At 64.6% G+C, this 23,658-nt stretch carries 22 protein-coding genes and 2 pseudogenes; 8 read left to right on the forward strand and 16 right to left on the reverse strand.

What is annotated here, in order from left to right:
* The first annotated feature begins 43 nt into the window (after positions 1-43).
* Positions 44-709 carry a GntR family transcriptional regulator gene (locus tag QF038_RS11200; RefSeq protein WP_307610210.1) on the forward strand — a complete coding sequence of 222 codons (666 nt, stop codon included), beginning with the start codon at positions 44-46 and terminating at the stop codon, positions 707-709.
* An 89-nt stretch (positions 710-798) separates the two neighbouring features.
* On the opposite strand, the pseudogene QF038_RS11205 reads toward QF038_RS11200, so the two are convergent.
* The 8 genes and pseudogenes from QF038_RS11205 to QF038_RS11240 all read right to left on the reverse strand — a co-directional run bounded on the left by QF038_RS11205 (position 799) and on the right by QF038_RS11240 (position 9,618).
* A pseudogene (locus QF038_RS11205) lies at positions 799-1,366 on the reverse strand (adenylate kinase).
* Between the two features lie 42 nt (positions 1,367-1,408).
* The gene (locus QF038_RS11210) at positions 1,409-1,897 is read right to left on the reverse strand and encodes a thioesterase family protein (RefSeq protein WP_307610211.1); all 489 of its coding nucleotides are present in this window, start codon (positions 1,895-1,897) and stop codon (positions 1,409-1,411) included.
* 7 nt (positions 1,898-1,904) lie between these two features.
* A complete protein-coding gene (locus tag QF038_RS11215) occupies positions 1,905-3,278 on the reverse strand; it encodes an MFS transporter (protein WP_307610212.1) in 1,374 nt (457 codons plus the stop codon).
* A 2-nt stretch (positions 3,279-3,280) separates the two neighbouring features.
* Complete coding sequence (locus tag QF038_RS11220) at positions 3,281-5,671, reverse strand: bifunctional salicylyl-CoA 5-hydroxylase/oxidoreductase (protein ID WP_307610213.1); 2,391 nt, start codon at positions 5,669-5,671, stop codon at positions 3,281-3,283.
* A 14-nt stretch (positions 5,672-5,685) separates the two neighbouring features.
* Positions 5,686-7,344, reverse strand: coding sequence for an AMP-binding protein (locus tag QF038_RS11225; RefSeq protein ID WP_307610214.1), 1,659 nt, complete (start codon positions 7,342-7,344; stop codon positions 5,686-5,688).
* A 56-nt stretch (positions 7,345-7,400) separates the two neighbouring features.
* Positions 7,401-8,273 carry an acyl-CoA thioesterase II gene (locus tag QF038_RS11230; protein ID WP_307610215.1) on the reverse strand — a complete coding sequence of 291 codons (873 nt, stop codon included), beginning with the start codon at positions 8,271-8,273 and terminating at the stop codon, positions 7,401-7,403.
* 5 nt (positions 8,274-8,278) lie between these two features.
* On the reverse strand, positions 8,279-8,761 hold the full coding sequence (locus QF038_RS11235; protein ID WP_307610216.1) for a cupin domain-containing protein: 483 nt from the start codon (positions 8,759-8,761) through the stop codon (positions 8,279-8,281).
* A 5-nt stretch (positions 8,762-8,766) separates the two neighbouring features.
* Positions 8,767-9,618, reverse strand: a complete 852-nt coding sequence (locus tag QF038_RS11240; RefSeq protein WP_307610217.1) for a fumarylacetoacetate hydrolase family protein — start codon at positions 9,616-9,618, stop codon at positions 8,767-8,769.
* 132 nt (positions 9,619-9,750) lie between these two features.
* Here QF038_RS11240 and QF038_RS11245 point away from each other — a divergent pair, with 132 nt between their 5' ends.
* On the forward strand, positions 9,751-10,149 hold the full coding sequence (locus QF038_RS11245) for a RidA family protein (RefSeq protein WP_307610218.1): 399 nt from the start codon (positions 9,751-9,753) through the stop codon (positions 10,147-10,149).
* Positions 10,150-10,225: 76 nt separating this feature from the next.
* Here QF038_RS11245 and QF038_RS11250 read toward each other — a convergent pair whose 3' ends face one another.
* The 7 genes from QF038_RS11250 to QF038_RS11280 all read right to left on the reverse strand — a co-directional run bounded on the left by QF038_RS11250 (position 10,226) and on the right by QF038_RS11280 (position 18,518).
* Positions 10,226-11,101 (reverse strand): PaaX family transcriptional regulator C-terminal domain-containing protein, encoded by an 876-nt coding sequence (locus tag QF038_RS11250; RefSeq protein ID WP_307610219.1) that lies wholly within the window; start codon positions 11,099-11,101, stop codon positions 10,226-10,228.
* Between the two features lie 68 nt (positions 11,102-11,169).
* Positions 11,170-12,888: a thiamine pyrophosphate-binding protein gene (locus tag QF038_RS11255; RefSeq protein WP_307610220.1), complete on the reverse strand. Its 1,719-nt coding sequence runs from the start codon at positions 12,886-12,888 to the stop codon at positions 11,170-11,172.
* 130 nt (positions 12,889-13,018) lie between these two features.
* Positions 13,019-13,993, reverse strand: a complete 975-nt coding sequence (locus QF038_RS11260; RefSeq protein ID WP_307610221.1) for a LysR substrate-binding domain-containing protein — start codon at positions 13,991-13,993, stop codon at positions 13,019-13,021.
* Between the two features lie 88 nt (positions 13,994-14,081).
* Entirely contained in the window at positions 14,082-15,686 is a 1,605-nt protein-coding gene (locus QF038_RS11265) for an ATP-dependent acyl-CoA ligase (protein ID WP_307610222.1), read from the reverse strand.
* Complete coding sequence (locus QF038_RS11270) at positions 15,683-16,000, reverse strand: zinc ribbon domain-containing protein (RefSeq protein WP_307610223.1); 318 nt, start codon at positions 15,998-16,000, stop codon at positions 15,683-15,685. Before QF038_RS11270 ends, QF038_RS11265 begins: the two co-directional genes overlap by 4 nt.
* On the reverse strand, positions 15,997-17,136 hold the full coding sequence (locus QF038_RS11275; protein ID WP_307610224.1) for a thiolase family protein: 1,140 nt from the start codon (positions 17,134-17,136) through the stop codon (positions 15,997-15,999). The genes QF038_RS11270 and QF038_RS11275 overlap by 4 nt, the downstream gene beginning before the upstream one ends.
* Positions 17,137-17,186: 50 nt before the next feature.
* Positions 17,187-18,518, reverse strand: a complete 1,332-nt coding sequence (locus QF038_RS11280; protein ID WP_307610225.1) for an MFS transporter — start codon at positions 18,516-18,518, stop codon at positions 17,187-17,189.
* A gap of 266 nt (positions 18,519-18,784) precedes the next feature.
* Here QF038_RS11280 and QF038_RS11285 point away from each other — a divergent pair, with 266 nt between their 5' ends.
* A complete protein-coding gene (locus QF038_RS11285; protein WP_307610226.1) occupies positions 18,785-19,591 on the forward strand; it encodes a cyclase family protein in 807 nt (268 codons plus the stop codon).
* A 285-nt stretch (positions 19,592-19,876) separates the two neighbouring features.
* Positions 19,877-20,296 carry a hypothetical protein gene (locus tag QF038_RS11290; protein ID WP_307610227.1) on the forward strand — a complete coding sequence of 140 codons (420 nt, stop codon included), beginning with the start codon at positions 19,877-19,879 and terminating at the stop codon, positions 20,294-20,296.
* Here QF038_RS11290 and QF038_RS11295 read toward each other — a convergent pair.
* Complete coding sequence (locus QF038_RS11295; protein WP_307610228.1) at positions 20,286-20,630, reverse strand: hypothetical protein; 345 nt, start codon at positions 20,628-20,630, stop codon at positions 20,286-20,288. The genes QF038_RS11290 and QF038_RS11295 overlap by 11 nt on opposite strands.
* Positions 20,631-20,827: 197 nt before the next feature.
* Here QF038_RS11295 and QF038_RS11300 point away from each other — a divergent pair, with 197 nt between their 5' ends.
* The 4 genes and pseudogenes from QF038_RS11300 (at position 20,828) to QF038_RS11315 (ending at position 23,626) form a co-directional block, all read left to right on the forward strand.
* Positions 20,828-21,541, forward strand: a complete 714-nt coding sequence (locus QF038_RS11300) for an SDR family oxidoreductase (RefSeq protein ID WP_307610229.1) — start codon at positions 20,828-20,830, stop codon at positions 21,539-21,541.
* A gap of 116 nt (positions 21,542-21,657) precedes the next feature.
* Positions 21,658-22,263 (forward strand): dihydrofolate reductase family protein, encoded by a 606-nt coding sequence (locus QF038_RS11305; RefSeq protein WP_307610230.1) that lies wholly within the window; start codon positions 21,658-21,660, stop codon positions 22,261-22,263.
* A 72-nt stretch (positions 22,264-22,335) separates the two neighbouring features.
* Positions 22,336-22,500: pseudogene (locus QF038_RS11310) on the forward strand (aldo/keto reductase); the annotation flags it as partial.
* A gap of 82 nt (positions 22,501-22,582) precedes the next feature.
* Positions 22,583-23,626 (forward strand): LacI family DNA-binding transcriptional regulator, encoded by a 1,044-nt coding sequence (locus QF038_RS11315; RefSeq protein ID WP_307610232.1) that lies wholly within the window; start codon positions 22,583-22,585, stop codon positions 23,624-23,626.
* The last annotated feature ends 32 nt before the right edge of the window (positions 23,627-23,658 follow it).

The raw sequence follows: 23,658 nt of genomic DNA on the forward strand, positions 1-23,658 counted from the left end.
GTCCTTGACCGCGGTATAATCGACAATCGACAGAGGGGGCCTCATGGGCAGCAAGTTTCAGTGGCACGAACAGCGGACCACTACGCCTGACGGCGTGTACCGTGTGCTTCGTACAGCCATCCTGGATGGAACCGTGCCTCCGGGGGAACAGCTGCGCGAGACGCATATTGCCACCGATCTCGGGATCAGCCGGTCCCCCCTGCGTGAGGCGCTCACCCGGCTTGAAGAGGAAGGGCTGGTCGTGAAGATCCCCTTCAAGGGATCGTTTGTTGTGGAAGTAAGCGCCCGCGACGTCGCCGAGATCGCATCGATTCGCATGCTTGTCGAGCCTTACGCTGCTGAGCTCTCGGCCGCAACGTTGCGCGGTCCTGAGCGGCTTCGGTTGAAGCAGACAATCGAGGAACTATACAGGGCCACGGACACCAACGATATCCCGGCAAGCATCGACGCCCACCTCCGCTTCCACAGGCTCTTCTACGAATTCTCGGGAAACGCCGCCTTGCAGGCTCTGTGGAACGGTTGGGAGAACAAGTTGCGGCTCTATTTCGCCGTCGACCATCCTACATACAGTGACCTCCACGAAATCGCCGTTGAGCACGAGAGACTGGCCGAGCTTGCTTTGGCGGGTGACATCGATTCTTTCCGTCAGGAGATGGAGAGCCAGTTCCACAATGCGCTCAGCGGGGAAGAAGATCTCAAAGCAACGTAATACACGCCCCCGGTGTAGCAGCGAAGAACAAACGACAGTCGGCGCAACCGGAGATGGTCAACCAATACCTCCGCAACGCCAAACTGGGTTTAAAGCGTTCGACTGCAGCCGAGCACGCGCTCGGTGACCTCCTCGATGCTGCCCATGCCATCGACCTGGGTCAGGATGCCGCGCCGTGCATACTGATCCACAACGGCGCTGGTTTGCTCATGGTAGAGGTCCAGGCGGTGGCGGATGACGGCCTCATTGTCGTCGGAGCGGCCGGTTTCCTTCGCCCGGTCAAGCAGGCGGTCAATGAGTTCGTCATTGCCTGCCGTCAGCTGCAGTACGGTATCGAGCTCCTGGCCGCCTTCGGCGAGGATCTGGTCCAGGTAGTCCGCCTGCGCGACGTCCGCGGATAGCCGTCCAGCATAAAGCCGTGGTCCACGTCGGGTCCGCTGAGGCGGTTACGCACCTCTTGTTGGTGACGCTGTCCGGAACGAAGTCGCCAGCGTCCATGTACTTCCTGGCTTCCAGGCCAAGACGGGTCTGGCCCTGCACATTGGCACGGAAAATCTCACCTGTGGAAATGGCAACCACGCCAAGACGGGCTGAAATCCGCTCCGCCTGGGTTCCCTTGCCGGATCCGGGTGGTCCAATGATCAACATCCTCGTCATAACAAAATGCACCTTGGAACTCTTAGTCGTTCTGCCGCCGGGTCACTCAGCAGAGCCCCGCAGGGCCCTGACGAAGTGCTCAGGCCAGGGCTGGGCAGCCGCGGCTCCCGCCGGGACGTACGCCGTGGTGACCGTGCCGAAAGCCGCCACCGTACCGAAGTCGGGATGGGCGCCGTCGGGAGCAAAGGTAGATTCGCCCCGGACCTCGAAACCCATGGTCAGCGAGGTCCGGCCAAGCGCGTTGATTTTCACCGTTGCCCTCACGCGCTGGCCGAACCACAGCTTTGCCTTGTAATTGACCACCTGCTGGACACGGGGCGCGCAAGGAAAGTATTCGGGCAGCCGCAAGCTGCGGAACAGTTCCGCCTCTGCCGCCTCCACCCACCGCAGGATGGCGGAATTGTGCTGGTGTCCCGAGGCATCGGTATCCACCCACTCCACTGTCCGCTCAACGCTTGCCTCCGGAAACGGCGTGCCCGGGCCTGCAGCACGCGCCGTGGAGGCACTCCCCCGTATGTCAGCGTGATCCATGATTCTCCTAGCGGGCGCCGATTCCGGCGACCTCTTCGTCAGTGTCGCCGTCGGCAGCATTCGAAGGAACCAGCGGTTCGGCCAGCGGCTTGGGAATCATCGCTACCGCCGCGGCGGCAAGCACCGCGATTCCGGCGAAGATCGCGAAGTTGGCCTCGAACGGCAGTTTGGAACCGGCGATCCAGCCGCCGATCAAGGGGCCGGAGATGGCGCCCAGCCTGGCGAAGCTCAGGGCCCATCCTGTGGCGGTGCCACGGATCTTGGCGGGGTAGTAGTCGGCGATGTAGCCGGTCAGGACCAGGGACGTGGAGATGGACCCGATGCCGGCGAAGGCGACGAACAGCAGGTTGACCACCATGGTGTTCGGGAAGACCAGCAGCATGATGCCCAGGCCGCCCAGGATGTAGAACACCACGAGGATGAGCTTCTTGCCGTACTTGTCTGCGGCTCGGCCCAGGAGCAGGCCGCCGATGGCGGAAGCAAGGCTGAAGACCAGCAGGAAGGTCAGTGATGAGCCCAGGTCGTAGCCGGCCTTCTTCATGATGCTCGGCAGCCAGGTGTTCAGGCCGTAGACGAGGAGCAGGCCGCAGAAGAGCGAGATCCAGAAGAAGACGGTGGAGCGCAGGTACTTGCGGGAGAACATGGTGGTGATGGTCTTCCACCACGGTTCCGCCACTGCCCCGGAGGTGGCCGGCGCAGGCGCAGCCACTGGCGTGTAATCGGCTATGTTGAGCTTGGCGGCCAGGGCTTTCGCCTCGGATCTGCGTCCCTTGGTCTCGAGGTAATCGAGCGATTCGGGGAGTAGTTTCCAGATGATTGGGAGCAGCACGATCGGTGCGGCGCCGATCGCGATCACCGCCCGCCAGCCGCCCAAGGGCAGGACGAACATTGCAGCCAGGGCGGCAGCCACGATGCCCAGCGAGTACCCGGAGTACATAAGGCCATAGTTGAAAGAGCGCTTGTTGGGAGCCGAGTATTCGATGGTCAGCGCAGCTGCCACGGGAATGATGCCGCCCATGCCCAGGCCGCCGATCAGGCGGAAGAGTCCGAACAGTTCCGGGGTGGGCGCCCAAGCTGCCCCGGCCTGGGTCAGCGTAAAGATGGCCATGGAGGCCAGCAGCATCTTCTTCCGGCCCACGAGGTCGCTGAGGGTGCCTATGAAGAGAGCGCCGATCAGCATGCCTACCAGTGCGTACGATCCCAGCCCGCCAAGGGCGAGTGGACTGAGGTTCCATTCTTTGTACTCGGCCAGCGCCGGTAGGACGGCGCCGAGGACGCCGACGTCGTAGCCTTCGGCCAGGATGGCCAGCCAGCAGCAGAAGAGGACGAGTCCGGTGGTGCGGGAGGGGACTTTCCAGTCCGTCACAGGTGCGTTTGCCATGGCTACTTCACCAGGACCGGTGTCGAGGAGGAAGCGGGGGTCCAGCGAAGATGTGGGTTGGTGGTTTCAGCATCTGGTTCCTTCAATAGGGACAAGCGGGGACGTACAGCATCGGTGCGGGAGCTTGGCGGCTTGCGGCGGCCCGCGCGGAATTGCGGGATCCATGTGGCGCCCGGGCCCTGGTAGCCCTGGTCCGCCGCTGCGTGCAGGGTCCACTGGGGGTCGTACAGGTGGGTGCGGCCCAGGGCGATGAGGTCGGCGCGGCCTGCGAGGAGGATGGAGTTGACGTCGTCGTAGCTGGAGATGGCGCCGACGGCGATCACTGCCGCGCCTGCCGGTGCGGCCACTTCCTGGCGGATGCGGTCAGCGAACGGGGTTTGGTAGCTGCGGCCGAAGGCCGGCTTTTCCTCCTTGGCCACCTGGCCGGTGGAGACGTCCAGGCCGGCTGCGCCGTGGGCTACGAAGGCCCGGGCGATTTCGATGGAATCGTCGGAGGTGTTGCCGCCCTCGATCCAGTCCGTTGCCGAGATGCGCACCGTCACTGGCTTGTCCGCCGGCCAGGCTGCGCGGACGGCGTCGAAGACCTCCAGGGGGAACCGCAGCCGGTTCTCCAGGTTGCCGCCGTACTCGTCGGTCCGGCGGTTGGAAACCGGCGAGAGGAATGAGGACAGCAGGTAGCCGTGGGCTGCATGGACTTCGAGCAGGTCGAATCCGGCTTCCTCGGCCCGCAACGTGGCGGCGACGAACTCCTCTTTGATCGAGTCCATCCCGGCGCGGTCCAGCTCCAGGGGAACCTGGTTCCGCGGGCCGTAGGCGAGGGCGGAGGGACCAACGGCCTGCCAGTTTCCGGCCTCCAGAGGTTCGTCGATGCCTACCCACATGAGCTTGGTGGAGCCCTTGCGGCCCGAGTGGCCGATCTGGGCGCCGATCTTGGCGGTGGACTGGCTGTGGACGAAGTCCACGATTTCCTTCCAGCTGTCCAGCTGGTCGTCGGTGTAAAGGCCGGTGCAGCCGGGGGTGATCCGGCCCGCTTCGGAGACACACACCATTTCGGTCATCACCAGGGCCGCACCGCCCAGGGCCTTGGATCCGAGGTGAACTTTGTGAAAGTCGCCGGGGATACCGTCAACGGCGGAGTACATGTCCATGGGAGAGACCACCACGCGGTTCTTCAGTTCCAGCCCGCCGATGCGGAAGGGCTGGAACATGGCCGGCGCGACCTGTGTCAGGCCCTGAGATTCGGCAAAATTCCGCTCCACGGCCGCGGCGAACTCCGGGTCGCGAAGGCGCAGATTCTCCTGGGTGATGCGGCGGCTGCGGGTCAGCAGGTTGAAGGCGAACTGTGTGGGGTCCTGGTCCTTGTACTGGCCGATCCGCTCGAACCATTCAAGGGATGCCTGGGCAGCACGCTGGGTGGAGGCCACCACAGGACGCCGTTCGGCCTCGTAGGCGGCAAGTGCAGATTCGACGTCAGTATGTTCATGCAGGCAGGCGGCCAAGGCCAGCGAGTCCTCCATGGCCAGTTTGGTGCCTGAACCGATGGAGAAGTGTGCCGTGTGGGCAGCGTCCCCAATGAGGACAATGTTGCCCTTGCTCCAGCTCTGATTGCGGACGGTGTTGAAGTTCAGCCATTTGGAGTTGTTGGCGAGGACTTCGTAACCCTCCAGCTCCTCAGCGAAAATTTCACGGATCTTGGCGATCGCCTTCTCGTCAGAGACACCTGGCGGGAAGACTTCATTCGCGGTTTCGTCGAAGCCGGCGGCGCGCCACACGTCCTCGTGCATCTCAACGATGAACGTGGAACCCTCGTCCGAGTACGGGTAGCCGTGGATCTGCATGACGCCCCACTCGGTCTCTTTCACAAAGAACTTGAAGGCCTCAAAGACTTGGTCCGTGCCGAGCCACATGAACTTGTTGGTGCGCGGATCCAGGTCAGGGCCAAAGGCATCGGCGTACTTTGTCCTGATCTGCGAGTTGACGCCGTCCGCGGCCAAGACCAGATCGTAGTTGGCTTCGAGCTCTTCAATGGCAGGGGCCAAGGTCTGGAAGCGCAGGTCAACGTTGAGCTCCGCGCAGCGGCGCTGAAGCAGCTCCAACAGTTCCTTGCGGCTCATGGCAGCGAAACCCTGGCCGCCCACGCTGATCATTTTCCCGCCGAAGTGGATGTCGATGTCAGCCCAGCGGGCGAAACGACGGCTCATGTAATCGGCCACAACGGGGTCAGCGTTGCCGATCCCGCCCAGGGTTTCGTCGGAAAAGACGACGCCGAAGCCGAAGGTGTCTCTCGCAGCGTTCCGTTCCCAGAGCGTGATCTCGTGGGCCGGGTCCAGCTGTTTCATCAGTGCTGCGAAGTACAGGCCGCCCGGGCCGCCTCCAACAATTGCGATTTTCATGGTTCTGCTCCTTCTCACGCCTGGCTCTGGCCGGCGGGGGTGAGTTCTTGGGTTTCGTCCGCGATGGAGTCGCGGAGTTTGAAGTGCTGCAGTTTGCCGCTGGGGTTGCGCGGCAGCTCGGTGACGAAGCGGATGTCCCGCGGGTACTTGTAGGGCGCGATGGTCGCTTTCACGAAGTCCTGGATTTCCTTGCGCTTGCCGGCGTCGCCGATGACGCCGTCGCGCAGCACCACGAAGGCGCACACCACACTGCCCCGCTCGGGGTCGGGGCGGCCAATTACGGCGTTTTCGACCACATCGGGATGCTGGTCGATGGCCGCTTCCACCTCGGGAGCGCCGATGTTGTAGCCGGAGGAGACGATCATGTTGTCCGACCGGGCCTGGTACGTGAAGTAGCCGTCCTCGTCCATGACGAAGGTGTCACCTGTGACGTTCCAGCCGCTGACCACATAGTTTGCTTGCCGTGCGTCATCGAGGTAGCGGCAGCCGGTGGGACCGATGACTGCAAGGCGGCCGCTCTGTCCAGGCCCGACCTCATTGCCTTCGCCGTCAAGGATGGTGGCCCGGTAGCCCGGGACAGCCCGGCCTGTGGTACCGGGACGGATGTCATCCCCCGCCGCGGAAATAAAAACGTGCAGCAGCTCCGTGGAACCGATTCCGTTGATCAGTCGCAGTCCGGTTGCCTCGTGGACAGCCTCCCACGTCTCCTTGGACAGATGCTCGCCCGCGGAAACGGCAATCCGCAGGCCGCGGAGCAGGTCGCCTCGCCCCTCCTTGAGAATGGCACGGTATGCAGTGGGGGCAGTGAAGAGAACGGTAGCCCCGGCAACTGCAGCATGTTCGGCGAGCTCCACCGGTCCAGCCCTTTCAGTGAGCAGAGATGATGCGCCGAACCGTAAGGGAAAGACCACGAGTCCGCCCAGCCCGAAAGTAAAGGCCAGGGGCGGTGAACCCGCAAAGACGTCGTCCGCGGTGGGTTGCAGGATGTGCCGGGCGAAGGTGTCGGCATTGGCCAGGATGTCCCGGTGGAAGTGCATGGTCACCTTCGGCGCGCCGGTGGTGCCCGAGGTCGGTCCCAAGAGCGCGACGTCGTCGGCTGCGGTATCCACAGCCGTGAACCGCCCGCTTTTAGAAGCACAGCGCAAAGTGAGGTCGCCGTCATCATCGCTTCCGTAGGGCAGGACGGAGACGTCCTCCCCTGCCGCCAGGGCGAGCTCGGCAATGAAGCGGTGATCCGAGATGGCAACGACGGGTTTGGTGAGCTGGATCAGGGAAGCGACTTCGGCGGAGCGCAGCATGGGCATGGTGGTCACCACGACTGCCCCGGCCTTCAGTACACCCAGCCAGGCGGCGACAATCCACGGATTGTTGGGACCGCGGAGCAGCACGCGGTTCCCGGGCACCACACCGAGGTCTTCCGTGAGGACCTGGGCTACCTGGTTGGCGCGCTTTTGAAGTTCCCCGTAGGTCCAGACGGGACCGCCCGGGGTTCGCAGCGCGGGCCGGTCCGCGCCGTGCTCGGCGACGGCACTGTCGATGAGCGCAACGGCGGCGTTAAGCCGTTCAGGGTACTGGAGTTCTGGAAGGGTGAATTCGAGCGCCGGCCAGGTGTCGGCGGGCGGCAGGTGGTCGCGGGTGAACGTGTCCACGTGGGCCGATGGCGTCATGCTCATGGCCGTTCCTTTCAGTGGTGCGCCGGTGAGGCTGATGGTTGGGTGTATGAGGGGGGTCAGGCGCCTGGGCGGATCATGCCCTCTTGGGCGACGGTGGCAAGGAGCCGTCCCTGGCGGTCAAAGAAGCGGCCCATGGCCAGGCCCCTGTTGCTTTGGCCGGACACGGCCTCCTGGGCGTAAAGGATCCATTCGTCCGCACGGCCGTCGCGGTGGAACCACATGGAGTGGTCCAGGCTGGCGGTGGCGAGTCCGGGGCTGGACCAGTGGAGTCCGTTGACCCTCAGGAGCGGTTCGAGGATGGTGTAGTCGCAGACATAGGCAAGGGCGGAGCGGTGGAGGTCTGCGTCGTCCGGCAGGGCGTCGAAGGCCTTGACCCAGATGGCCTGCTGGGCCACGGGGCCGCCCTCGAGCTCAACGTAGACAGGTCCCGGGACATGCCGCATGTCGAAGCTGCGCCCGGCGGACCAGTAGTTGGCGGCCGGCCCTTCGGCTCCCGCCAGGCTTTCAGCTGCGCTGCGCAACGAGTCAGGTTCGACGGCGGCGGGAACTTCAGGCTGGAAGTCCGGGCCGTCCTCGGGAACCTGGAACGAACCCATCGCGGCGTAGACAGCCTTGCCGTTCTGGAATCCACGCACTGTCCGGGTGGAGTACCCCCGGCCGTCACGCAGGCGCTCCACTTCGTAGCGGATGGTTGCCCCGACGTCGACCGGCCGCATGAAGTAGCTGTGCATTGAGTGCAGCGCCCTGTCTTCATCGACTGAGCGCATCATGGCCGCTGCCGCCTGGGCCACCATGTCCCCGCCGTAGGCCTTCGGCCAGGGTACGTACTGGGTAGTGGCCTCATAGGCCTCGTCGTAAACCTCGGCCGGAGCGGGCGTCAGCTCCATGGCCCGCAGGAACGTCTCCGAGGTGAGGGTGCCCGTGATCATCGCGGTCAGGCCCTGCGGTAGCCGGCGAGGGTCTCGTCGGCCACGTCGTCGAGGTTGACCACCAGGTTCTCCGGGGTGCGGGCGGTCAGCCAGACGAGCTCCTCGGTGACGGACATGTTTGCCTCCACATGGGGCATGAACGGCGGGACGAAGACCCAGTCGCCGGCCTTCATGTCGAGGAATTCCTGGAAGTGTTCCCCGAAGTAGATCCGGCCGTGGCCGCGCAGCACGTAGCCGCCGGTTTCAGCCTCGCCGTGGTGGTGCGGAAGGGAGCGGTACCCGGGGGTGTTGGACACCTGGCCGAACCAGATCTTAGTGGCAGGGGTGTGCTGGATGCTGACGCCCGAGACGCGGATGCAGTCCCCTGACTGGGCCGTGTTGGTGTCCTCGTGCCCGGCCCGGGTCACCACGGGGACCACCTTGCCGTCGGCCTGGGCATAGATGGAGTTGTCGCCTTCGAGGCGGTAATCGGTGGCTGTCTGGTTCATTGCGGTCACTCCTTGGTTGATGTTGGACGGATGCGGACGACGTTTTCAAGGCGTCCGATTCCGGTGATTTCGGTGGTGAGCACGTCGCCGTCGTTCAGGAACCGGGGCGGTGTCATGCCCATGCCCACTCCTCCGGGCGTTCCTGTCAGGACGAGGTCCCCGGGGCGCAGGGTGGTGAACTGGGAGATGTAGGAAAGCAGTTTTGCCGGGCCGAACACCAGGGTGCCGGTGTTGCCTTTTTGGACGACGTCGCCGTTGACATAGCCAACGACGTCGAAGGTTTCGCCGGCCTCGTCTGCCGTGATCAGGACGGGTCCCACCGGGGTGGTGGCGTCGAATGCCTTGCCCTGGAACCACTGCAGTGTCCGGTTTTGCCAGTCGCGCATGGAGACGTCATTGGCGACCGTATAGCCGGCTATTGCCGCTGCTGCCCCGTCCTCGTCGGCCCGGAACAGTTCTGAACCGACGACGACGGCCAGCTCGGCTTCCCAGTCGACGCGGTCGCTTCCGTGGACCTCGATGGTGTCGGCCGCTCCCACCAGGGTGTCCGCGTACTTGGCGAACAGGGTGGGGTACAGGGGAAGTTCCCTGCCCATCTCCTGGATGTGGTCCGCGTAGTTCAGTCCGCAGCAGATGACCTTGCCGGCGCGGGGAAGAAGGGGGGCGTAGTCAGCGTCCGCCGCTTCAATCACCACCGGCTTCTCTGCACCAGCGGCCTCGCGGACCACATCCCGCCAGTCCGCCCGGGCCAGCAGTTCCCCGACGTCGGAGGCCGGGAGCGCAAGGTAGGCGTCGGCACCCGTGGCGAGTGCCGCCGTCGTTCCCTGTCCGGCTGTGCGCAAGGTGGCGAGTTTCATTGATTCTGTCCCTTCGAGATGATGTGTCGACTTTTTTACGATCGTCACATATGCTCAACGTAGCACGGCGGAATTGATCTGCACAGAGCCTTTCCGGAACTTTTTCAGAAGCCACACAGCAGGAGGAACAGCATGGGCCACAAGACGGTCAACCCGGAATCCCTTCCCAAACCGTCCGGGTTCGCGCACGGGATTCTCGCCGGGAATACGGTGTTCCTGGGCGGCCAGACGGCGCTGGACAAGGACATGAAGATCGTCCCCGGCGGGATCGTGGAGCAGTTTACGCAGGCGTTCTCGAACGTCCTCACCACACTCCGCGAGGCCGGCGGCCAGCCCGACGACCTGGTCAACGTGACCATCTTCCTCACGGACGTGGAGGACTACATGGCCCATGGACGCGAAATTGGCCGGATCTGGCGTGATATGGCGGGTTCGCAATACCCGGCCATGGCAGGCATCGGCGTCACCCGCCTGTGGCAGGAAGAGGCGTTGATCGAGATCCAGGCCATCGCCGTCATCAGCGAACGCTGACCCGGGAAAGCAAAAGAGGATCCGGCCGGCCAAGCGGCCGGCCGGATCCTCTTGCGGTTCCCGGGCTTCTTGTTTTCTAGGCTGCTTCCGCTTCCTCCACCAGGGACATGGCGTACAGCTCTGCGAGCGGAGCGATCAGGCGGTGCACGCTGAAGAAGATCCGGCGCGCCTCGGGCCCCTGCCAGCCCGGCGGCAGGTACTCCAGAGGCAGGCCGGGGTCGCGGTAGGGCAAGCGCCGCCATAGGGTCAGCATGGGCACGTAGTAGCGGAAAGCGTCCCGGCGAAGCTCCTCCGAGGAAGAGGCCAGCGCCTTGTCGGGGTCATCCCCCACCAGCGCCGTCCAGTCCTCCAGCGATCCGCCGTACGTGTCCATGAACTCGGAGATCTGCGACTCCAGGGCCTCCAGGTCCCACCATTGGGCCACCTTCGCCCGCATGTCTGATTCCGCTGAGTAGTCGCCGGTGAAAAACTCCACGTACTCGTCCAGCCCCCGGGATTCGAGCCGCTTCCTTGCGCCCTCACGCACTCCGGAGGGAGCGATCCAGACGCCCGCCCCCATGGAACCAAAACCCAGCCTGGTCAGCTCGGTGCGCAACTGGTGCCGCCGGTCCCGCATCGACTCCGGTACGGAAAAGATGGCCAGGACCCACGGGGCTCCGGTGGCTGCGCGGTAGGGGGCGAAGATGCGTTCATCGCCCTCACTCACCAGCTTCAGTGAACGCTCGGAGAGCTCGTACCTGGCCACTCCCCCGCTCTTGACGCTCGTCAGGACGCCTTTGGCCTTCAGCCGCGAAACGGCCGAGCGGACGCCGGGCGCATCGTGGCCCAGCTCGCCCAGCATCTGGATCAGCACCGAAATGGGAAGCTGGCCGCCGCCGCGGCGCCCGTAGAGACCGTAGATCGTCAGGATGAGCTGCTGCTGGGGCAGGGAAGGAACAGGCACAGCAAGCATTCGGCCGGGTCTCGATTCTGTCAGGGTCACAGTCCTTCCAAGCATATTTCACAGACGAGGCAGTCCATTCAGTGGCCTTTAAACGCTTCCGCCAGCCACCACGCACCGCCGTCGGAAGCTATGCGGGCATCAATGACCAGGGGTGCTTCGCGGGAGCCTGCCAGCCATTCCGAGACCCCGGCAAGGTCTCCCACCGTACGGACCGTGAGCGCGGCAGCGCCATATCCGCGGGCGATCGAGGCGATGTCCACCTGCGGGAACCGCACGACGTCCAGGTCCTCGTCATCCGCGTCGAAGTGATGGACTTCCGCGCCATAGGCGGAGTCGTTGTAGACGATGGCAACCAGCGGGATTCGCTCGCGGACCAGCGTCTCCAGTTCGGAGATGGCCATCAGGAAACCTCCGTCGCCTGCTCCCAGGACGGGCAGCCGGTCAGGCCGGGCCTTGGCAGCACCAATAGCCGTGTAGAGACCAAGGCCGATCGATTGGAAGGCCTGGGTGAAGCAGAATCCGAACTCGTCCGGAACGGACAGGTAGGTGCTGGGATAGCCCATGAAGTTGCCGGAATCGATGGATACGATGCGTTCCGGCGGCAGGATGCGGTCCAGTTCCCGGCTCAGCACGCGGGGATCGATGGTCTCCGCGGTGGACAAATCTTCTGTTGGCTCGGTGTTCCACCGCGCATGGGCTGCGATGCGTTCCGCCATTTCCGGGCTCCGGAGGCCTACCTGGGCGTGGCCGAGGGACCGGAGCCTGGCCAGCACAGCCGCCGCCGTTTCGGCGCTGTCGCCCAGCACTCCCAGGTCGATGGGGCGGTTGGCTCCAAGGGCCCGGTCCTCAAGATCCACCTGCACTACTTTCGCGGTGGCGCTGATGAGTGAACCGTGGCGCATTGTCCACATGTTCAGGGCGCATCCCCACCCGACGATCAGGTCGGCTTCAGAAATGGTTGCCGCGGTGAAAGGAGAGGAAAAACCGCCCGATATGCCCAGGTTGAACGGGTCACCTTGGAACAGGCCGTGCGCTACGGCGGATGTTGCCACAAGTGCCCCCGCAGCCTCCGCCAGCGCGGCGATTTGAGGTCCAGCCGTACGGCCGCCGCGGCCGGCCACAAAGACCGGCCGCCGGGCGTTACGGAGAAGCTCTGCCAGCTCGTCAACAGCCGCATGCGATGGTGCGAACAGCTGCGGCGGTGCCAGCGGTCCCGCTGCCAGGTTCCCATCCGGCACGGGTGCCGCCTGGATATCAGTAGGCAGCGACAGCACCACCGTCCTGCGCTCATTGACTGCCGTCCGGTACGCCCGAACAGTGTCAGCCACTGCGCTTTGCGGTGAATGGATCCGCTCAGCCACTGCACCAACACTCCGGGCCAGCGCATCCTGGTCAATCCTGAAGTTGGACCCCACGGCGGACGCGGCCGTGTCCGCCGTGAGCACGATCACGGGTGTGCGGCTCTTGGCAGCTTCGCCGATGCCGGTCACCGCATTGGTCAGCCCACAGCCTTGGTGGGTGGAGACGACGCCCACTTTTCCGGACATGCGCCCATAGGCGTCGGCCATGGTGGCAGCGCCTCCTTCATGGCGGGCTGCCGTATAGGGCACGCCGGCCCGGCGCAGCGCATTGGTCACCACGAAGTTCCCGCTGCCCACCACGCCGAAAACGTGCCCGACGCCGAGTTGGGCCAGCGTGTATCCGACGAGTTCGCTGATACTTCCGGCCTCAGGACGAGCCGAATCGTGTTGTTTAACCACGTCGCTGCCTCCCAACCTGCTGGTGATAACAGTCATTGTCTCTTCTCCTTTGGGACAACGCGCGTGACGCGCAGCCGGCGTCGTCATTGGTGCTGGCGGGATCCCGCGCATGGGACGATCGTATAGCTAAAATTTTACGGCCGTCAAGTATTTGAAACAGCTACGCTCAAAGAACAGGGCTTGCTGGCCGTACTGCTGCGGGGGCCATCAGGAGATCGCGGCCGATTTCCTCGCCCACTTCGCGGAGTTTCCGGGCAAACAGGTCTGCATTGGGGGCCAGTGGCCTGTCCGCATGGAGCAGGATGCCAACCTGCTGGGCGAGCCCGGCGAGGTGCAGCTCGAGCATCTGCAGGCCGGGTTCCGCTACTGCCATCGACTCCGGCATCAGGGCAAGGAAACCGGCCTCGGCCACGAGCGTGCGCAGGGTGGCCGGGGTTCCGGATTCCACCCGCTGAATGGGAGGAGCCAGGCCTGCAGTGCGGAAGTTCTCCTCGAGTTCGTCGCGCAATGGCGTGTTTGCCAGCGGCACTACCCAGGGGTACCCGACGAGGTCCTTTAGTGAGGCTTCCGAAAGGGCGTGCACGGGGTGGCCGACTGCGGCAACAACCCGGAATTCCTCCCGGTATAACGGGACAAGCCGCAATCGGGAGGTGCTGGGATGGTCCGTAACCCGGCCTACGAGAAGGTCCAGGTCGCCGCTGCCCAGCTCCTGGATGAGGGCTTCGGGCGGCGCCTCGCGCAGGAGGACCTCCACCCGGGGCCTATCGGCAGTGAATCGGGCCACAGCCCGCGGCAGCAGCAGGTTTGCGCCAGTAACGTGGGCGCCAACGCGCACCACGCCGGCTTCCGGGTCCGTGAGCTCATCCACCCGCCGGCGCAGGGTACCCACGTGGCCCACAATTGCCTTGGCATGTTCAAGGCATACCTGCCCTGCAGGTGTGGGTACCATGCGGCGGCCGGTCCGCTCGAACAGCGGCGCACCGACGGCCTGCTCGGCTTCACGTAATGCCCTGCTCAACGCTGGCTGTGTCAGATACAGTTCTTCGGCGGCACGGACCAGGCTGCCGTGTTCTGCAATGGCAAGCACAATCACAAGGTGGCGCAGCTTCAGGTGGGTGGTCAGCAGCGCCCGCAGGTCCATGTCCTCATCCTACTGGCGTACTTCCCCTCTCCCCTGCCGGGAGTGGTACCCCGGCAAGGGAGACAACCGGCTGCGATCCTCCAGCGGATCAGCGGGCCGCTGCCGCAGCTGCCGCAGCTGCCTGGCGGGGAAACGCAACCTCCCGGTCCCACTGCGAAGCCTCACGGCCGGCCGCCTTGAGGACCTGCTTGCGTACCTTTCCGTTCTCGGTCTGCGGCAGGTGGTCAACCACCCGGAGGAAGCGCGGGATGGCGAACGACGCCAGCCGCGGAATGCAGAACTCGCACACTTCGGCGAAATCGACAGGTTCACGAAGGACCAGCGCAGCCATGACCTCGTCCTCACCCAGCTCCGAGTCAACCGCGTACACCGCAACGTCCTGGACGGCCGGATGCTGCCGGAGCACCTGCTCCACTTCAACCGAGGAGATGTTCTCCCCCCGCCGGCGGATAACGTCCTTGATTCGGTCAACGAAGCGCACCCACCCGTCCTCGTCGAGGACAACCCGGTCTCCGCTGTGGAACCACAAGTCCTGCCAGGCTTTGGTAGTGGCTTCGGGCATTGCATGGTAGCCGGTGGCCATGGCGTGCGGCTGGTCGCTGCGGATCAGCAACTCGCCCGGGACGCCGTCGGGAACGGGCACGCCGTCGGCGTCCACCACACGGATGGAGAAGCCCGGCCGTACTTTGCCCACGTAGCCTGGGCGCCACTGAGCCGGAGTTGATCCGATTACCGAATTCGTTTCGGTGGAGCCGTATCCGTCCAGCAGCAGCACGCCGAACCGTTCACGGAAGGGTTCCATAAGCCGGGCCGGCGTGGCAGGCGAGAGCGCCAGACGGATCCGGTGGTCCCGTTCGCCGGGCCCCGCTTCCTTGCCGGCAAGTATGCCCACCATTGCGCCGAGAAGGTAGGTCACCGTCGCCCCCGCCGAGGAGGCATCCGACCAAAAGCGCGTTGCGGAGAACCGCGGGCCCAGGACGTATTCACCCCCGCATTCGACGGCCTGCATAAACGCATTGAGTGCGTTTGTGTGAAACAGCGGTAAACACGTGTACAGCACGTCCTCGGGGCCGAGCCCCAGCTGGTCGGACATATTCACGGCCCACCAGTAGAACTGGCCCTGGGGGCACAGGACACCTTTCGAGACTCCTGTGGTTCCTGACGTGTAAAGGATGGCCGCGGTCTCGGCCGGAGCAGCATCCACTGGTTCGACAGCAGCAGCCGTTTCCGGCATGGGCAGGACTGCAAAGGGTGCCGGCAGATCCGGGGCGGGTCCGTCGATGACCCATGCTTCCCGAAGGTTCTCCGGAGCCACGGCCGCAAGGTGCGGCAACTGCTCCACTTCTGCCACCACCAGTACGGCCTGGGAGTTTTCCAGCACGTGCCTCAACTGTTCACCCCGGCTGGCGGTGTTCACTGGAACTGCGACGGCGCCGATCCAGGCACAGCCAAGGATGAAGTCGAGCAGCTCAGGCCTGTTCGAGGACATCAGTGCCACCGTCTGGCCGCGCTGGATGCCGGCGCGCCGGAGTATGCCGCCCGTAGATGCGGCGGCCTCCACCATTGCCTGGCTGTCACGGCTCACCTTGCCGCAGCGGAACAGCGGTGACGAGGGAGCCTTCCTCGCCCGCTCGAGGAGCATCTGGGGGATAGTCAGGGGACGCTGCGGCCGTTCGGCAAGTGTGGGGCTCATGGCTGATCCTCATTCAGGTTCGAGGGGACGGGTATAAAGGCTGTGACGCCGGATGCGGCGTGGGGGTCGTTGGTGAGGGGCACATCCTGGCCCGGTTGCGCGCCAGATCCTGTCAGGCGGGCGATAACACGCAGCCCGCCGTCGATGCTCAAGGTTGCCAGGACGCTTCCGTCGGGAAGGGCGGTGGTCTGCTCGACAGTTCCCTGCCCTACTGCAACTGTTGAGAAACTGTCCCCGCCGCACACCGGACAGAAGAGGCGGTCCGGGAAGAGGCGGCTGCGGCAATTCCGGCATTCCTGCACCAGGGCGCTCATTGTGCCGCCTCCAGGACGGTCATGGTGGCGCAGGCACCGTAGCGGTACAGGACCATGCCGTATCCGCTGACCACGGCATGGCGGACGGAAACTTGCCGCGTCCCTGCAGTGCCCATCAGCTGCCGGGCTGCCTCAACAAGCCCGTGCATACCGCCGGCTGCTCCTGCCTGTCCTGCCGAGAGCTGGCCTCCGGAGGTGTTTACCGGCAGCTCGCGGGTGGCAATGCGACGCTTGATGAAATTCGCGGGATCGTCCTCTGCCGGCAGCAAACCAAGGTCAGCTAGCTGGGCCACCACCATGGCAGGGTAATCGTCGTAGACGCAGGCGAGCCCTAGGTCGCCAGGGCCTATCCCGGACTCTTCCCACCCGGCGGAGGCGCAGGTACGCAGGCCGGTTTCCAGCCCGTCACCGGCCTGCTGTTCGGCGTTGTAGGACGCGCGGACCGTGAGCACCTTTGCCCGCGGTGAGCCGCTGCCCGGGTCAGCCACGAGGACAACCGCGTCAGCGCCGGTCACCGGGGGTACGCAGTCGTAGCGGCCCAACGGTGTGGCGACCATCGGCGCGCTTAGGTATTCATCCATGGTGAGGGCTTTCCGATAGACAGCGTCGGGATTTCCTGCAGCCCACTCACGCTGCGCGATGGCGATGTGTCCGTAGTCTTCACGGGTGAGCCCGAGGGTCTCCATCTGGCGGGTGGTAAGCATTGCAAACAGGGCGTTCGGGCCCTTCATGGGCAATGGCGCGAGGTGGTCCTCCGTGGCCCGGTTATAGCTGGCCACCAGCTGCGAGAAGGCCGGTCCGTCCATCAGGTCTCCTGCTGCAAGGACGATGACCTTGGCATCACCGGCTTCGATCGCCCGCACCGCGTGCTGGAGCATGCCGCCGGCGCTGGCCCCGCCGTTCGTATCCTGCATCAGCCAGGTCAGGCGAAGTCCCATGCGCCAGGCCAGGTCAATGGCGTGGTCGGGGTTGAGAGTGAAGCTGGAGACAGCGAAGCCGTCCACGTCTGCGGGATTGAGGCTGGCCTCATTCAAGGCGTTCCGGACAGCACGGGCGATGACCTGGGATGTGTTCGTCCCTGGGGCCGGATGCCGGGTGTAAGGCGACTGCCCTGTTCCGATAATGGAGACCGTCACGTCGGGTCCTCTCTGGGTGGCTGTGATCAGGGAGCAAAGACGTGCTGCCGCTAAGACAGGACTTGTGCGGGCTGCCCGGTTTCGAGGTGCTGGCGGTTGTGCTTTTTGCGGCCGGCAGCAGCCACTGCAACCAGGGTCACCAGCACCATGCCAATGAGGTACAGCGACACAGGGACGGAGGAGTTGTAGTTCAGCAGCAAAGCCGTGGCGATCAAGGGCGCGAACCCGCCGGCGAATACGGCTGCGACTTCGTGGGCAATGGCCATGCCGGAGTACCGGACTTCGGCGGAGAACAGTTCATGGAAGAATGCCGGCTGCGTTCCGATCATGGCACCGTGGCAAACACCGTTGGCAATAAGGAACGCAAGGATCACCACGGCCGGGGTATGGGCATCGATCATTGCAAAGAACGGGAAGGCCATCAGGCCCATGCCCACGGCACCAAAGGCGTACACGGGGCGCCGGCCGATCCGGTCAGAGAGGTATCCGAAGAAGATGTAGGTGCCGAAGGATACGAGCATGGATACGGCCACGGCCAACAGCAGAAGGCCCTTGTCCACTCCCACGTGGACGCCGTAGACGATGGAGAATGAAAGGAAGACGTAGGAACCGCCGTTTTCGGCGACGCGCAGGCCCATGGCAACCAGGATTTCGCGGGGATGGGCGCGCAGTGCATCCAGGGCGGCCAGGCGGTGCTGGGGACGGGTTTCGCGGGCTTCAGTGAACTCTTTGGACTCGGGAAGCTTGAAGCGGATGTACGCGCCGACACCGAGCAGAACCACACTCACGATGAACGGCAGGCGCCAACCCCATGCCAGGAACTGGGGTTCGGGCATCAATTGGGCCAGGAAGAAGGCCAGTGAGGAGAGCACAAACCCGAGCGAGATTCCGCCCTGGCTGAATGCCGCGAGCATGCCCCGGCGGGAGGTGTTGGCGTTCTCGCTGATCAGCAGAACACCGCCGCCCCATTCGCCGCCGGCAGCGATGCCTTGCAGGATTCGAAGCGCGATAAGCAGCGCCGGGGCCAAGAGTCCCACCTGCGCGTAGGTGGGGAGCAATCCCATGAGCGCTGTACTGATTCCCATAATGGAAAGGGTCAGCACCAGCGAACGCTTGCGTCCCAGCCTGTCGCCGATGTGCCCGAAGATGATTCCGCCCAGGGGGCGGGCGGCGAACCCGACGGCGAAGCCGGCGAATGCGGCCATCGTGCCTACCAGCGGGTCCGTATCAGCGGGGAAGAAGAGCCGGCCAAAGACGACTGCCGATGCCGTCGCGTACAGGAAGAAGTCGTACCACTCGAGGGCATTGCCTACCAGTGAGGCGACAACGTACCGGCGGACGCCGGGACGTTGTCCCGGCAAGGTGGTCTGTGGGTGGGACATTGTTGCTCCTAGTGCCAAAGTCGGTGAGTGTGACGGGGATTACGTTTATTGATCTCAGTCTCCCTCCCGCAATGGAGGCCGTCGAATGCCGAAATCGCCAGGGCCTATGCGTGTTCGGGTATGCCTGCCAAAGAGATGGCAGGAGGTGTTCCGGACCTCGGCAAGGTGGTGCTAACGTCGCAGCAATTGGCCCTGGGTGTCTGCCACGGGCAGTCACCAAACGCACGCCGGCCATACCCGGCGGGTGAAAATCCGGAGGAGCTCGCATGGAACTAAGCGCTGTGAATGATGCACGCCAGACAGGACTGGCAAGCCTGCTTGCAGACCTAGCCACTGGACGGACTGAACTGGTGGACCTCACCACCCCGCTCTCGGCGGCAACCCCCACCCTGGAGTTGCCGGAGCCGTTCGCCAATCTCATCGATTTCTCGCTCGAGGAAGTCTCCGCCTACAACGCGCCGGGACCTTACTGGAAGCACCACAACATCCATACCGGTGAGCACATCGGCACCCATGTGGACGCCCCCATACACTGGGCCACGGGGCGGGACGGCAAGGACGTTGCGCAGATCGATCCGGCCCGCCTGCTTGGTCCCGCGGTTGTTTTGGACGTCAGGGCCGAGGCCGCGGCGGACCCGGATTTCTTAGTGGACATCCACCATATCCGCGCGTGGGAGTCGGAGCACGGAGCGTTGCCGAAGGGCGGCTGGCTTCTGGTGCGGACGGGATGGGACAGCCGCTCCCAGGACAGGGAAAGCTTCCTCAACAAGGATGAGCAGGGCCACCCGCACTCCCCCGGGTTCACCGTCGAATGCGCGCAGTGGATCGGCGAAGAATCCCCACTGTCCGGTGTCGGCGTTGAAACGGTGGGCATTGACGCCGGTGCCGCCGGCGGGCAGCAGCCTCCTTTCCCGGCCCATCACTTCCTGTTGGGAAATGACAAGTACGGCGTCACTTCGCTTCGGAACCTGGCGCAGCTGCCGCCGGTAGGCGCAGCGCTCATCGTGGCTCCGTTGCCGATTGTCGGTGGAACCGGGAGCCCGGCGCGGGTATTCGCCCTGGTTGACGCCTGACAGAACGCATTTCCAGAAGACAGATAAATAGAAAGAAGCCCGCCAGCAATTGCTGGCAGGCTTCTTTTGCCTCCGCCTCCCCTGTGGTTGTTTTTACACGGCGGGCGTGCCCACCATTAATGGGTGGGAATGAAGTACGGGCGGCACCGGCTCGCGTTCGCTTTGTGCCTGCTGATCCCCCTGGGCGGAACGGCGGGCTGCGTCTATGAATACCCCGATTCCTTGCCTGCTCAGGCGCCCGCTCAGGGGCGAGTGCATGAGCCAACCGTAGAGCCTGCACCGGACATGGGGTCCCCGAAACCGTACAGCGATCCTCAGGTCCTGGAGCAGGAGGCCGTGAACTACGCCCAGCTGGACCGGCTCCTCGCAGCATCGCCGGAGCCAGTCCTTCTTTCCGAGGTGGGCCCGCTGGACGGCCCACTCAGGGGATTTGGCAATACCGGGAAGGTGCCGGCGGCCGGGCGGTACACCGTCACTGCGGCCTGCGTTGGTGCTTCCGGGGCGAAGGTGGCCGTGGGGCAGGAGCACCCGGGCGCCCCCTTCCGCCCGCTGGAGCTCGCCCTGGATTGCGCCGGCCCCACGTCCCAGGTCATTGCACTTCAGCAGGGGTACGTATTCGCGCATCTCTCCCTGCCCGCCCCGGGCGATACGCCGTGGACGGGTGCGGTTGGCGGTGTCCGGGTGGGCGCTGCCCCTACAGAGTGACAGTCAGGGGTTCGGTCCTGGCAGCGCACGAGGCCCGTTGCAAACCTGACGGGTGCGCCACCCGGTTGTTCCGGCCCGTATCGTCGCACCAGTCCAGGGCGTAGGGAACAGCCTCCACCGATGCCTCCCCTGCGGACGTCTGTTGCGGGAGGACGAACCGGAAACTGAATCCGCCGGCGTCGTTCATCGGGGCAGTTTCCTTGATGACATTCTGGCCGGCTGCATCGGTAACCGTGACCTGAATGAGGGCGTCCTGGCCGTAGCGGGGATTACAGAGCGCGTCGTCGGCGCCAACCGCGACGATGTCGCCGGGCTTCGCAGATGAAGGGCTCACGGCGTAGTCGGGCGGGAAACACGGCGGTTCGTCCTGCCAGGAGGCCCGGCAAGCGGATGAAGCCGCAACGAGAAAAACGCCAATTGCCGCTACCAGGATTGCCCTCTGACAAATCTGGGCCGCCCCACCGGTTCGGAGTCGCATGGGCTCATTATCGAGGGTGTTGACGGCAGGTAGTCCTGTCGCCGGGAGTTTTCTTGCATAGTTTTACTGGAGCAGTCGTCCTCGTCACCGGAGCAAACGGCGGCATCGGAACGAACTTCGTCCACCACGCGCTCGCCCGCGGCGCCAGCAAGGTTTACGCCACCGCCCGGAACCCCCGGACCTGGGATGACGAGCGGATTGTGCCCCTCACATTGGATGTCACAGATCCCGCCTCAATCCAGGCAGCAACCGAGGCCGCCCGGGACGTCACTGTGTTGATCAACAACGCCGGAGCCGCTGTGGCCAGCGCGGGGATCCTCACCCACACTGCTGAGGAAATCCGGACCAACGTGGAGACGAACTTCCTCGGCCCGCTGTTCCTCGCCCGCGCCTTCGCACCGGTCCTGTCGGCGAAGGACGAATCGGCCATCATCGACATCCACTCGGCCATGAGCTGGTACGCCGTAGGCGGCATTTACAGTGCCACCAAAGCAGCCCTCTGGTCAGCCACCAACTCCTTGCGCCTGGAACTCGCCCCCGCGGGGGTCCACGTGGTGGGCGTCCACGTCGGATATGTCGACACTGCCATGGCCGCCAAGGCCACCGATCCCAAGATGGAACCGGCCCACCTCGTACGCATCGTTTTGGATGCGGTCGAAGCCGGCGAGTACGAGGTACTCGCCGACGAGACATCCGCGCAGCTCAAGGCCGGACTCAGCGCCCCGATCGAGGTGATGTACCCACAGCTGGATGCCACGAACGTGTAGAAATTCCTGGTCGCCGTACCAGCCCCTCTTCCTAACCGGCGGGCACGACTCACATGCTAGGCTGCCCGGAACCCCACGCGGCTGTATGAAGGCCGCGCTCACTCAGGAGGTACGCAATGCCGGACACCACCTGCCACATGTCAATCTCGCTGGACGGCTTTGTCGCCGGGCCGGACCAGAGCCGGGAGAACCCGCTGGGCAGGCGGGGGCTGGAGCTGCACGGCTGGCACATCGGCGACCCGCGGGCCAACGATGCCGACAAGGTCGCGAACGGGTGGCTTATGCGTCCGCGGGGAGCGTATGTGATGGGTCGGAATATGTTCGGCCCCGTCCGCGGGGACTGGGACGAGGAATGGAGCGGCTGGTGGGGAGCCGAACCCCCGTACCACGCGCCGGTGTTCGTACTGACCCATCACGCGCACGAGCCGATCCAGATGACCGGCGGGACGACCTTCCACTTCGTGACTGAAGGGTTCGATGCGGCCTACGCAGCAGCCCGCGAGGCTGCCGGGGACAATGGCGTCGATATCGCCGGTGGGGCCTCGACCGTCCGGCAGGCACTCATCGCCGGCGTGGTGGACGAGCTCACCCTCGACATCGCCCCGGTCCTGCTCGGCTCGGGCGAGCGCATCTTCGACGGCGTGGAATCCTTCGACTTCGCACCCACCGAGGTGCTTCACTCACCCCTGGCTACCCACATCCGCTATCGGCGCGTCAATTAACCATGTAGTCGGAACCAGTACCTGGCAGTCTCCATGCGGTGGGAACTGCACCCGGTTCGACGAGGCCGAGCCGCGAATCAGCCCGAGCTCGACATCGTGGAGGAACTGGCCCAGGTAGCGCAATGGGCCGGGGTCACGCTCTTCGAGCTCGCCATCGCGTTCGTCATCAACCACCGGGGCGTCACGTCAGCCGTTGTGGGACCGCGCACCATGGAACAGCTGGAGTCCGGCTTCCCTCCCAACGCCAATGCGGCATGAGCCAGGTCGTTCTCGCCTCACACGAGTTAGCTATGCTAAATCGAGAGGCAAGGGGATCGGGATGGGCAAACGTAAAGCGACAGCACTGGATGTGGCGCGACGGGCAGGGGTGTCCCGCAGCGCAGTCTCGCTGGTGCTGAACGGCAGGGCGAACGGCAACGTCACTGCCGAACGCCAGGAGCGCGTGCTCCGCGCCGCGGCGGAACTGGATTACACGCCCAACTCCGTTGCCCTCAGCCTGCGCAACCAGCAGACATCAACGATTGGCATCATTACGGATGACATCGTCACCAGCCCATTCGCCGGCCGGCTGATCAGCGGCGCCTCACGCACTGCCCTGGCCCGCGGGTACATGGTCCTGGTAGTCGATTCAGAACATGACACGGCCCGCGAAAGCTCCGCGGCGCAACAACTTGTGCACCGGCAGGTAGACGGAATCATGTACGCCACCGGCAGCCTGCGCGAAATTACCGCCCCGCCGGCGATGCTCACCCTGCCGGCAGTTCTGGCCAATTGCACGGATGCCGGCTTCCAGCTCGAGTCGGTCATTCCGGCAGAGGTTGACGGCGGGCGCGCCGCAGCACAGCTGCTGATTGACCTGGGCCACCGCCGCATCACCCTGTTGACCGGAACTCTCAGCTCGCCTGCCGCCCCGCAACGCGAACAGGGTTACCGTGAGGCCATGGAACAGGCGGGGCTAGGCCTGGAACAACAGCACGTGCACATGACTGGATGGGACATCGACGAGGGCTACCGGGCCGCTTCCTCCGTCCTGGTCGCCAGCGACCGGCCGACGGCGATCATTTGCTCCAACGACAGGGTTGCCACCGGCGTTTTGCTGTACGCCGCTGCCGCGGGGCTGCGCGTACCGCAGGACCTCTCGGTGGTGGGCTACGACGACCAACAGAACCTCGCTGCCAACCTTGTTCCCGCCCTGACCACGGTGGCACTTCCGCACGCCGAAATCGGGGCAGCGGCCATGTCCATGCTGTTGGATGCTGTAGAAGGAAAAGCCCCGGCAGCTGGGAAACCGGAATCAGGCACGCTCCACATGCCCTGCCGGATCATCCCGCGGGCATCCACCGGAACGGTACCGGCCGGCTAACCTGGCGGGACATTTCCCAGCCATCTGGCTGC

This window comes from Pseudarthrobacter sp. W1I19 (genome assembly GCF_030817835.1).
Lineage (GTDB): Bacteria > Actinomycetota > Actinomycetes > Actinomycetales > Micrococcaceae > Arthrobacter.